This is a genomic window from Thioclava sp. F28-4 (genome assembly GCF_002020045.1).
GTDB classification, from domain to species: Bacteria; Pseudomonadota; Alphaproteobacteria; order Rhodobacterales; family Rhodobacteraceae; genus Thioclava; species Thioclava sediminum.
Map to the genome: position 1 here is coordinate 156,325 of NZ_MPZQ01000006.1, position 10,647 is coordinate 166,971.

A 10,647-nucleotide genomic window follows, 5' to 3' on the forward strand; every position below is an offset into this window, starting at 1 on the left:
TTGCAGTGCAATTCTTGCAAATCCAGACCTAGCGGCCAAAGATTTAGAAACCGTTTGCGCCGTTTCGGCGCGTCATTCCTGTGCGGACGGCAAGGCAAGACGGTCGAGCATTTTCGACAACGTTTCTCGCTCGGCTTGGCTTCGCTCCAAGAGGCTGCGCGCCTGAGTGATCGGGCCGCCTTGGACCTCCGTCCCAGGCGAAGGCGCCGCACCGAAGGTTTCCAAAAACTGCTTCTCCACCGCATCGGTCGAGGTCTCCAGGTATGACCAGTCGCCCTTATGCCAGGATTGTGCGCGCGCATCTTCTGGATTGCCCGCGCGAAGGTAGGCGGCGCGCGCGTCGTCGTGTCGACCAAGCCGGGATAAAACCTCCGCCCGGAGTCGCTCGACTTGCTGGCCGCCGAGGTCTTTCAGATGGGCGAGGGCAGCTGCAGGGTCCATTTCAAGAAGCGCAGCCCGAGCGAGCAGCGTTTTGTCGTGCTCCGTTAATGGCGCGGCCTTGCCGAGGAGGCGCACGGCGACGGCCGGCATTCCCAGAGAGATTGCGCGTCCGGCCAATTCTTGTCGCAGGTCCGGTATCTGCGCGACTTCCTCGGCAAGCGGTAATTCGTCATAGAGGGTTCGAAGGAAGACAGCGTCGCTGGCTTGACCAACCAACCGTGTGAATATTGCCGCGAGCGTGCCGTTTGGGTCCGCGATCGTGGTCGCATCGGCATAAATCTCAAAGGCTTTAGGGAATTCGGAATTCGCGGCGTGTCCGATCGCAGCGATGCGGCGCAGCTCCGGTGCCTCTGGCGCTTTGGCGAGTTCGAAGGCGAGCGCCTCAGCATTGGCGAGAGCTGCCGGATCGACCTCTCCTCCCGCATCGATCTGGCCGTTGAGCCACAAGATTAACGCGCGCAACCCTTGCTCTGAATTCGTCTTCGAAAGCGCCTCAAGGTTACCCAAAGCTTGTGGATCCGCTTCTTTCGCTTGGATTTCCGCCTCCACTGTATCAAGCGCAGTTCGATCCTCCGTGGTTATTCGGCTGACCGCAGGTTCGAGAGACCGCGCCACATCCGCTGCCCCAATCTGCGTGAGCCGAGCCACAAGGTTTGGTGCCAGAGACCGTCGCAGATCCGCCGGAAGTGCTTCGAAATTTCGGCGGAGCGCGGCGAATTCGACATCTCGTTTTTCGGGCGGCGGGTCTGATGCAAGGAAAGCCCATAGCGCGACCGCACCATCGCAATCTGTGAGCCGCGCGAGCGGCGATGCGGCGGCGGCAGGGTCCTGATCGAGAACCGATCCGACAAAGAGCAGAGCATCTTTGCTAGGACCATCGTTGCCCATGTCGCGCAAAAGCGCGCGGGACTCCGTCCCGAAGCCGAAGGCGATGTATAGCCTTGCCAAAGCCATCACCTTACGCGGGTTGGGGACGTCGAATTCACCCAAAAGATCACGGCGTGCATCGCTGATCTGCGCGAAGGCCGGGCGCTCGTCGATCCAGCTCGCGAGGTCGAAATATCGATCGGGAGGGCATTCGGATACCTCCAGTTGCGTCTGGGGTGGCGTGACGAGATGATCTCGATCGATCACGGTCATCGAATCGACGGCGAGATGCGGCGGCAGTGTCGGCGCGGGTGGACCCATCGGATCGTCGGCGCTCTCCGTGGGCGTCTCGCTTGCCGGAGAGTTTACTTGTTGCCCGCTCCTAGAGGGCTGGGACTTCGAAGGCTTCACCTGAGCCGAGACGAGCCCCTGCGATGCCGCCCGCGAAATCTGGCGTAAGAGGCTCTCTTCAATGCCATCAAGTCGCGGATCCGGTTTCGGCGGGATTTGCGGTTTAGGCGCGCTATCCAAAATCGTCACCGGCGCAGCGGTGGTTTCGCGCATATGCGGCGGCTGCCAGAAGAGGTCGAGATAGTCCCGTCCAATCGCGACGGGCTGAACGGTTCTAAGCCGGGGCGGGGAGGATGGCCGCGGCGCATTCGTTGGCGAAGATTTGGCCCGATCGCGCACTGCCGCAGCTGACGCCAGCGCGGCTTGAGCTGGGGGGGCATCCTTGAGGTCGATGACGAATGCACCGCTTTCGAGAGTAAAGGTTTCGGGAACGATTCCGGGTGCGAGTTTCAGAATCAGCGTGCCATCGGGCTCAGCCATGAGCGCTTTCAACCTGTCACGCGGGATCAACTCGAACACGTTCTTAAGCGCATATTGCGGATCTGGTGCGTCGGTCGCGAGGCGAAAACCTCCATCTACGGGAGCAAGAGCCCGACTGGCCGATGCGGGTAGATAGACCACGAGGCGGGAAAAGCCGTCATGCTCGCCCGATTTAACCGGAATTGGCGTGGCATAAGCCGGAGTGAAGGGCAGCAGCAAAAGAAGCGCGATCCAGAACCTCATGCCGCCTCCGATTTCACCGACTTCAAGGCCTCCTCGAGGTCGGAGAAGCTTGGGCGAATGTGGTGGGGCGTGTTCTGGCGACCGACCTCGATGCAGATATTGGTTGCGTGATTGTGCAGGTTGGCGATCAACACCTCGCGGATCAGTTTGTAGAAGTGGCTGTCTTCGTCGATCACCCCCTTCATCCGGCTCGCAAAGGGGGCGATGAACCCGTAGGCGAGGAACACGCCGAGAAAGGTCCCGACAAGCGCGCCCCCGATCATCTTGCCGAGAATTTCGGGGGGCTGGTCGATCGACCCCATGGTCTTGATGACCCCGAGCACCGCCGCGACGATCCCGAGCGCGGGCATCGCGTCGGCAACGGACTGCATCGCGTGGCTCGAATGCATGGCGTGGTGGTAATTCGCCTCGAGCTGCTTATCGAGCACCTCTTCCACTTGCATGGGGTCGTCGTAATTCATCGAGGCCGATCGCATCGTATCGCAGATGATGTCGATCGCCTCGTGATCGTGCAGGATTTTCGGATACTTCCCGAAAATCGAAGAACTCTCCGGGTCTTCGATATGCTCTTCGATCGCGACGGGGTTCTGACGGGCAAGCCGGATCAGTTCGAACAACAGGCAAAGAAGATCGCGGTAGTCGTCGGGCTTCCATTTCGGTCCTTTGAAAACCTTTCCGACATCCTTCAGCGTGTGCTTGATCGAGGCCATGTCGTTCGACAGAACGAAGGCGCCGACGGCGGCGCCGCCGATCATGATCATCTCGAAGGGTAGGGATTTCAGGATGATCCCCATCTTTCCGCCCGCCGCGACATAGCCGCCGAAAACCATCGCGAAGATGATCACGATGCCGATGATGCCGATCATGGAAAGCCCCTTCCGTTTCTCTTGGGCGACTTTGAATGATTCGGTTTAAGAAATGCCCAAGACCCTTAACGTCCCGCTCAGTCGCGGGGCGCGCCTGCGTTGCGACCCGCCATCAGGACGCTGATCGCGTAGGCCGTTTTCGGCTCGAGGCTTTCCATAACCGCGGCTGCAGCAGCGGGGCGCATCCGTGCGAGAAAACCTGCGGCGAAATTCGGGTCCATTTCGGCGAAAAGCGGGGCGGCCTGTTTCGGCTTCATGTTCTCGTAAAGGGCGACGAGCTTTCCGACATCTTTCTCGGCCGCGCCATCTGCCACGGCCACGGTCTTGGACAGTGCCTCTTCCGCCGCAACGAGATCATTCAGCCGCGCTTCCAACCGGGTTTCCGCGAGAGCGAGCGCATTGCGGCGGTCGCTGAGCAGCCCCTCCTGTTCGACGAGTTTCGCCTCTCGCACCTTGAGATCTGCAAGCATTGCCATGAACCCCGCGTCGTCGATGCAATCGTCTTCCGGTTTCGCCGCTTCGGTTTCATGCGCGGGGCCGGTCGCCTCGCGCGCCCAGGCTCCGAATTGCGCAAGCTGCAATCCACCGGACAGGACGAAAAGCGCTGCGATGATCCAGAGCGCACCGCGGCCCGGGCGGGATTTTCGACGGCCGGGTTTGCGCTTGGGCAGACGGCTCATTGCGCCGCCTCCATATCCGTTTCCCGATGCCGTCGGCGCAGCACACGGCGGCGCGGTTCGCCGTCTTCGGGCAGATCGTGCAGCGAGGCCAGAAGCAGTTCGAGCTTCTCTGCGCCTGCTTCCGCGCGTTCCGTCAGGGCGCGCAATTGCCGCTCGGATGTGCCCGCGGTCGCCTGCGCCCGCTCGAGCGCGCGTGTCATGTCATCGACCTGTGCGGACAGCACGGCGATCGCCCCGCCCATCCCGGTCTCCAGCTGATTGAACCGCTTGAGCCTGCGCGCGAGCACGAAGCAATAAATCGCGGCCGCCATGGCCGCGAGTCCGGATGTGATTTCGGCAAGGAATTGCATTGCTCTCTCCCTTAGTTCAGCACGAATTCGATGACCAGAAGGTCGCGCACGCGTCCGTCTCCGGTGACCAGTTGCACCCGCCGCAACATCTGCGCGCGCAGGCGCATCATCGCGCTTGGATCCTCCAGAAGGCTGACATCGACCGCGCGCAAATACCCGTTCAGCACGTCCATCACGCGCGGCTTCAAAAGCTCCACGTCATGTTGATAGGCGCTGGGTACCTCAAGCTCGGCCGCGAACCGGAGGTGGCGCGCGGATGCCCCGCTCAGCGTGATCGCGAGCGGTTCGAGTGCGACATAGGCGATATCGGGAAGCGCCTCGGGTGTGTGCGTCTCCGGCCCGGCGGCGCCGTGCGCCGTGTCCGGAGGCGCGAGAATCAGCCCCGAATAGACCGCATAGAAGCCCCCGCCGCCCAGAAGAAGCATGAGCACGAGACCGATCACGAGCATCAGCTTGGACTTTTTCTTGGGTGGCTCTTCGGCCTCTGCAGTGGCGTCCGTCATGGGGGCCTCGCTGTTGCGGTTCGAGACTTGGAATACCCGAGTCGGACTAACCGATTGTTAATCGCATTAAGGGAAGGTGCCTGCGACGCTCGGGTAGAACGCCCGCTCTCTGGAGGTTCGTCTTGCAGCAACTCATCGACACTTGGGCCGGCTTGGATATGCGCAGGAAACTCGCCGCAGTTTTTGGGGTGATCGCCATGATCGCCACGGTTTTCGCCATCGGGTCGATCGCGTCGAAGCCGACGTTTGCGTTGCTTTACGCGGGGCTTGGCAGTGCGGAATCGGGGGAGGTGATCTCGGCGCTCGAACAGCGCGGTGTGGCCTATGAGGTGCGTGGCGATTCGATTTTCGTCGCGGCGCCGCAGCGCGACGAATTGCGTATGACGCTTGCCTCGCAAGGTCTGCCCGCAAGCGGCGGGGCGGGCTATGAACTGCTCGATTCGCTGTCGGGTTTCGGCACGACCTCGCAGATGTTCGACGCGGCCTATTGGCGCGCGAAAGAGGGGGAATTGGCGCGAACGATCGCCGCCGTGCCGTCGATCCGATCGGCACGGGTGCATATCGCGCATCCGACGAATATGCCGTTTCGCGGGACGCCCGAGCCGACCGCGTCGGTGACGATCACGCCGACGCTCGGGGGCTTGAGTGGCGCGCAGGCGAAGGCGGTGCGCTATCTGGTGGCCTCGGCGGTGACCGGTATGACGCCCGAAGATGTCTCGGTGATCGACTCGGCGCGGGGGCTCATCCCCTTTAACGACAATCCCGCGCTGCCCGGCAGCGGGGAAGATCGCGCGCAAGCGTTGAAGCAGAATGTCGAACGGCTGCTCGAGGCGCGTGTGGGGGCCGGAAACGTCGTTGTCGAAGTGGCGCTCGACACCGCGACAGAGCGCGAGGCGATCACCGAAAGGCGCTTCGATCCGGAGGGGCGCGTGGCGATTTCCACCGATACGTCGGAGACCTCGAAGACCTCCGACTCGACCACGCCACCGGCAACGACCGTGGCCTCGAATCTGCCCGATAACGGCACCGGCGAGACCGGAAAATCGCAAAGCCGTACGAGCGAGACCCGCGCGCGCACCAATTTCGAGGTGTCGGAGACGCGCCGCGAATTGCTGCGCGCGCCCGGCGCACTCAAGCGGCTCAGCGTGGCCGTGCTCGTCGATGGGGTGCGCGGGACCAACCCGGATGGAACGCCAAGCTGGGAACCACGCAGCGATGCCGAACTGGCCGATCTGCGCGAACTCGTCGCCTCGGCGGTCGGGTTCGACGAGGCGCGTGGCGACGTGATCACCCTGCGGTCGATGCAGTTCGAGGCGCTGCCAGACGCGGGAACCGTCGCAGGGCCCGGCTTCATCGACAGCATGGCGCTCGATCTGACGCAGATCATCCAGATCGCGGTCCTTGCGATCGTCGCGCTCGTGCTTGGTCTTTTCGTCGCGCGCCCGATCCTGCTGCAGAAATCACGTGCAGGCGCGGCGGAGTTGCCCGCGCCCAGCGCCTCGGAGGAGGGCGCCACGGCGTCGACGGCGCTCACCGGTGAGATCGACGACGGAGACATGCCGGACATGAACATGCAGCTGGTGTCCGATTTCGACCTCGGTGACCTGCCGATGGCGACACAGGCGGATTTCGACCTCGACCGACCCGCCGATCCCGTCGACCGATTGAAGAAGATGATTGAGGAGCGGCAGGCGGAAACCGTCGAAATCCTGCGTAGCTGGATGGAAGAGCCGTCGGAGAAAACATGATGGGGCAAAGGCTGAAACTGGAATCCTTTGAGCCGAACTCGGCAGAGGCGGGTGAAATCGCGCTCGCGCCGGCCGAGTTGGAAGAGGCCAAGCTGGCCTCTTTCGAGACCGGATATCAGGCCGGGTGGGACGATGCCGTTGCCGCGCAAAATGCCGAAACCGCGCGGCTTCACGCCGATCTGGGGCGCAACCTGCAGGCGCTGGGCTTCACCTATCACGAAGCGCGCCAGCACATGCTCGACGCGCTCGAGCCGCTTCTGGTCGAGATCTGCGGCAAGCTGTTGCCCGAGCTTGCGCGTGCGTCGCTTGGCCCCGTCGTGGCCGAGCAATTGATACCGATCGCCGAGGATCTCTGCGCGACGCCGATCACGGTGGTCGGCAACCCGACCGCATTGCCGCAGATTCAAGAGGCGCTCGCGCAACGTGCAGACTTGCCGCTCGTTTTCGCGGCAGAGCCCAGCCTTGGCGAAGGCCAAGTCTATCTGCGCTTCGCCGATACCGAGACCCGCGTCGATCTCGACGCCGTCATCGCCGCCATTTCGCGCGCGGTCACGACCTATTTCACCGCCACCGCGAAGGACAAGCCCGATGAATGAGACCGCGCCGGACGCTTCGACCGCCAATCCCTTCACGCAGGTTCCGATCGAGATCACCATCTCGGTCGGCAAGGCCCGCCCGTTGGTGCGCGATTTGCTGCGCCTGAAGCGCGACGCCGTGCTGCCGCTCGACCGGAAAGTGGAGGATCCGGTGGAGCTGTATGTCGGGGATAAGCTGATCGCGCGCGGCGAACTGACCGAGATCGACGGCAGCGACGGACAGCTTGCGGTGCGGCTTACCGAGGTGGCCGATCTGCAAAACGGATTGTGAGATGCGCCCCCGCCCGATCTCTCCCGGCGCCGCCAAGATGTGCCTGCCAGCGCTTTGGCTCGTCCTGCTCGGGGCATTAACCTTAACGCTTGCGGCGCTGCCCGCGCAGGCTCAGGACATTACGCTCTCGGCCGGGGAGGGCGACAGCCTCGCGGGCCGCTCCTTGCTGATCATTGCGGCGATCACACTGCTCAGCCTCGCGCCCGGGCTCGCGATCATGGTCACGGCCTTTCCGTTCATCGTCACGGTGCTGTCGATTCTGCGCCAAGCCCTCGGGTTGCAGCAGTCACCGCCGAATATGCTGATCATCAGCCTCGCACTGTTCCTGACATGGTTCATCATGGAGCCGGTCTTCCTTGAGAGTTGGCGCGTCGCGGGCCAGCCCCTGATCGACGGCGCGATCGACTGGCACGAGGCTTTCGCCAAGGGGATCGAGCCTTTCCGCACCTTCATGGCCGGACGCACGAATCCCGACACGTTCGCGGCTTTGGCCGAGCTGCGCAGCGGCACGCCCGCACCGGAAAGTCTGGAAGGCGCGCCGCTCTCGACCCTCGTGCCGTCCTTCATGCTGTCCGAAGTCACCCGCGCCTTCCAGATCGGCTTCCTCGTTTACCTGCCGTTTCTGATCATCGACCTCGTCGTCTCGGCGGTCCTGATGTCGATGGGGATGATGATGGTGCCGCCCGCGGTCGTGGCGCTTCCCTTCAAGCTCGCCTTTTTCGTGGTAGCCGACGGCTGGGTGCTGCTCTCGGGGGCCTTGGTACGCAGTTATTTCTGACGCCGGAGGTTGGCCCGCATAACCGCGGGCCCAGAAACGCAAAAACCCGGGCTGAAGCCCGGGTTTCTGAGGGTGATGGTGAGCCGTGCAGGATTCGAACCTGCGACCCACTGATTAAAAGTCAGTTGCTCTACCAACTGAGCTAACGGCCCATCACAGGGCGCGTCTCTACAAACCCCCGCCGGGGGGGTCAAGGCATAAAATTCACAAAAATTGCACATCTGGAAAAAACCTTGGCGCGGGCGTATATCGCGCGCCATGAATACAAAGCGCACACAGAGCGGACTGCCCTTCATGAAGATGCATGGGCTCGGCAATGACTTCGTCATGATCGACGCCCGCGAGGGCGACGATCCGGTTACGCCTGCGCTCGCGCGTGCGCTCGGAGATCGGCACCGCGGTGTGGGATTTGACCAGCTTGCCGTGATCCGCCCGGCGCAAGGGGCTGATTTCACGCTCGAATTCTGGAATTCCGACGGTACGCGGGCCGGCGCTTGCGGGAATGCGACTCGCTGCGTGAGCGATTACATGATGCGTCAGCTCGACCGGACCGATGTCACGCTCCTGACCGAACGGGGCCAGCTTGCCGCGGTGCGGCGCGATGACGGGATGGTCTCGGTCAATATGGGCGCGCCGATTCTCGAAGCGGCGCAAATTCCGATTCTGCCCGGGATCGATCCGGCGCATCTGCCGCTTGGCGGCGACCCGATCGCGGTCGGCATGGGCAACCCGCATTGCGTCTTCTTCGTGGACGATGCCGAGGCGGTCGAGGTGGATCGCCAAGGCCCGGTGATCGAGCATGATCCCCTGTTCCCCGAGCGCACCAATGTCGAATTCGCAAGCGTGATCGGCCCCGACCATCTGCGGATGCGCGTCTGGGAGCGCGGCACCGGCATCACGCTGGCCTGCGGCTCGGGCACCTGTGCCACCGCCGTCGCCGCGCATCTGCGGGGGCTCACCGGCAAGCGCGTCCGCGTCGATGTCGATGGCGGCCAGCTGGAGATCGACTGGCGCGACGACGGCGTCTGGATGACCGGCCCCACCGCGCATGTCTTCGATGCGACCCTCACCCAAGATTTTCTGGACGCGATATGAAACCGCCCGTTTTCTCGACTCTCGGCTGCCGTCTCAATGCCTATGAGACGGAGGCGATGAAGGAATTGGCTGCAGGCGCCGGGCTCGAAGGGGCCGTGGTCGTCAATACCTGCGCCGTGACCGCCGAGGCCGTGCGCAAGGCCAAGCAGGAAATCCGCCGTCTTGCGCGCGAGAATCCGGATGTGCCGGTGATCGTGACCGGTTGCGCCGCGCAGACCGAGCCCGAGACTTTCGCGGCGATGCCCGAGGTCACCAAGATCATCGGCAATCACGAGAAGATGCAGGCCGACACCTGGGCGCAGCTCGCCCCGCAAGGCCCCGATTTCATCGGCGAGACGGAGCGCGTGATGGTCGACGACATCATGTCGGTGAAGGAGACCGCCGGTCACCTGATCGACGGGTTCGGCCGCCATCGCGCCTATGTGCAGGTGCAAAACGGCTGCGATCACCGCTGCACTTTCTGCATCATCCCCTTCGGGCGCGGCAATTCGCGCTCGGTGCCGGCGGGCGTCGTGGTCGAGCAGATCAAGCGCCTCGTGGATCGCGGCTTCAACGAGGTCGTCCTCACCGGGGTCGATCTGACCTCCTGGGGCGCGGACCTGCCGGGCGAGCCCCGTCTGGGCGATCTGGTGATGCGGATCCTGCGCCTCGTGCCGGACCTGCCGCGCCTGCGCATCTCGTCCATCGACTCGATCGAGGCCGACGAGAACCTGATGCTGGCGATCGCCACCGAGCCGCGCCTGATGCCGCATCTGCATCTCAGCCTTCAGGCGGGCGACGACATGATCCTCAAGCGGATGAAGCGCCGTCACCTGCGCGACGACGCCATCGCCTTCACCGAGGAAGCGCGCAAGCTGCGCCCCGGGATCGTCTTCGGCGCGGACATCATCGCGGGCTTCCCGACCGAGACCGAGGAGATGTTCGAGAACTCCCTGCGGCTCGTCGATGATTGCGGGCTGACCTTCCTGCATGTCTTCCCCTATTCCGCGCGCAAGGGCACGCCCGCCGCGCGGATGCCCGCCGTGAAAGGCCCGATCGTCAAGGAGCGCGCGGCCCGGCTGCGCGCGAAGGGCGAGGCCGCGCTGGCCGCCCATCTCGACGCGCAGGTCGGCACCGAACAGCTCGTGCTGACCGAAACCCCGCGCGTCGCGCGCACCGAAGGCTTTGCCGAGGTGGCATTCGAGAGCGACCAGCCCGAAGGCACGCTGATGACCGTGCGCATCACCGGCCATGACGGGTCGCGGTTGCTGGCGGGGTAAAGGGGGCGCTGCCCCCCCGTCGCCGGAGGGCGACAATCTACAGAGAAAGAGGGGGCGCCGCCCCCTCGGCGCGTTGCGCCTCACCCCCGGGGATATTTGGACCAAGCCGAAGGGGGCTT

11 protein-coding genes and 1 tRNA gene are annotated in these 10,647 nt (G+C 63.6%); 6 read left to right on the top strand and 6 right to left on the bottom strand.

Going from position 1 to position 10,647, the window contains the following annotated elements; translation table 11 throughout:
- Positions 1–72: 72 nt before the first annotated feature.
- The 5 genes from BMI87_RS14180 to fliL form a co-directional block, all read right to left on the bottom strand.
- The gene (locus BMI87_RS14180) at positions 73–2,382 is read right to left on the bottom strand and encodes a hypothetical protein (protein ID WP_078522270.1); all 2,310 of its coding nucleotides are present in this window, start codon (positions 2,380–2,382) and stop codon (positions 73–75) included.
- Positions 2,379–3,248 (bottom strand): flagellar motor stator protein MotA, encoded by an 870-nt coding sequence (gene motA / locus BMI87_RS14185; RefSeq protein ID WP_078522271.1) that lies wholly within the window; start codon positions 3,246–3,248, stop codon positions 2,379–2,381. Before motA ends, BMI87_RS14180 begins: the two co-directional genes overlap by 4 nt.
- A 77-nt stretch (positions 3,249–3,325) precedes the next feature.
- Positions 3,326–3,928: a MotE family protein gene (locus BMI87_RS14190; RefSeq protein ID WP_078522272.1), complete on the bottom strand. Its 603-nt coding sequence runs from the start codon at positions 3,926–3,928 to the stop codon at positions 3,326–3,328.
- Positions 3,925–4,278 (bottom strand): hypothetical protein, encoded by a 354-nt coding sequence (locus BMI87_RS14195; RefSeq protein WP_078522273.1) that lies wholly within the window; start codon positions 4,276–4,278, stop codon positions 3,925–3,927. The genes BMI87_RS14190 and BMI87_RS14195 overlap by 4 nt, the downstream gene beginning before the upstream one ends.
- An 11-nt stretch (positions 4,279–4,289) precedes the next feature.
- The gene (gene fliL / locus BMI87_RS14200) at positions 4,290–4,781 is read right to left on the bottom strand and encodes a flagellar basal body-associated protein FliL (RefSeq protein WP_078522274.1); all 492 of its coding nucleotides are present in this window, start codon (positions 4,779–4,781) and stop codon (positions 4,290–4,292) included.
- A 122-nt stretch (positions 4,782–4,903) separates the two neighbouring features.
- Here fliL and fliF point away from each other — a divergent pair, with 122 nt between their 5' ends.
- Genes fliF through fliP form a run of 4 tightly spaced genes read left to right on the top strand, consistent with a single transcriptional unit; the run spans position 4,904 to position 8,174 of the window.
- Positions 4,904–6,529, top strand: a complete 1,626-nt coding sequence (gene fliF, locus BMI87_RS14205) for a flagellar basal-body MS-ring/collar protein FliF (protein ID WP_078522275.1) — start codon at positions 4,904–4,906, stop codon at positions 6,527–6,529.
- Positions 6,529–7,125: a hypothetical protein gene (locus tag BMI87_RS14210; RefSeq protein WP_078522276.1), complete on the top strand. Its 597-nt coding sequence runs from the start codon at positions 6,529–6,531 to the stop codon at positions 7,123–7,125. Before fliF ends, BMI87_RS14210 begins: the two co-directional genes overlap by 1 nt.
- Positions 7,118–7,396, top strand: coding sequence for a FliM/FliN family flagellar motor C-terminal domain-containing protein (locus BMI87_RS14215; RefSeq protein ID WP_078522277.1), 279 nt, complete (start codon positions 7,118–7,120; stop codon positions 7,394–7,396). The genes BMI87_RS14210 and BMI87_RS14215 overlap by 8 nt, the downstream gene beginning before the upstream one ends.
- Before the next feature lies 1 nt (position 7,397).
- Positions 7,398–8,174 (top strand): flagellar type III secretion system pore protein FliP, encoded by a 777-nt coding sequence (fliP, locus tag BMI87_RS14220; RefSeq protein ID WP_168175218.1) that lies wholly within the window; start codon positions 7,398–7,400, stop codon positions 8,172–8,174.
- 76 nt (positions 8,175–8,250) lie between these two features.
- Here fliP and BMI87_RS14225 read toward each other — a convergent pair.
- Positions 8,251–8,326: transfer RNA gene (locus BMI87_RS14225), tRNA-Lys, on the bottom strand.
- Between the two features lie 106 nt (positions 8,327–8,432).
- Here BMI87_RS14225 and dapF point away from each other — a divergent pair.
- Both dapF and mtaB read left to right on the top strand, forming a co-directional pair.
- Positions 8,433–9,269 carry a diaminopimelate epimerase gene (dapF, locus tag BMI87_RS14230; protein ID WP_078522278.1) on the top strand — a complete coding sequence of 279 codons (837 nt, stop codon included), beginning with the start codon at positions 8,433–8,435 and terminating at the stop codon, positions 9,267–9,269.
- Entirely contained in the window at positions 9,266–10,528 is a 1,263-nt protein-coding gene (mtaB, locus tag BMI87_RS14235) for a tRNA (N(6)-L-threonylcarbamoyladenosine(37)-C(2))-methylthiotransferase MtaB (protein WP_078522279.1), read from the top strand. The genes dapF and mtaB overlap by 4 nt, the downstream gene beginning before the upstream one ends.
- The last annotated feature ends 119 nt before the right edge of the window (positions 10,529–10,647 follow it).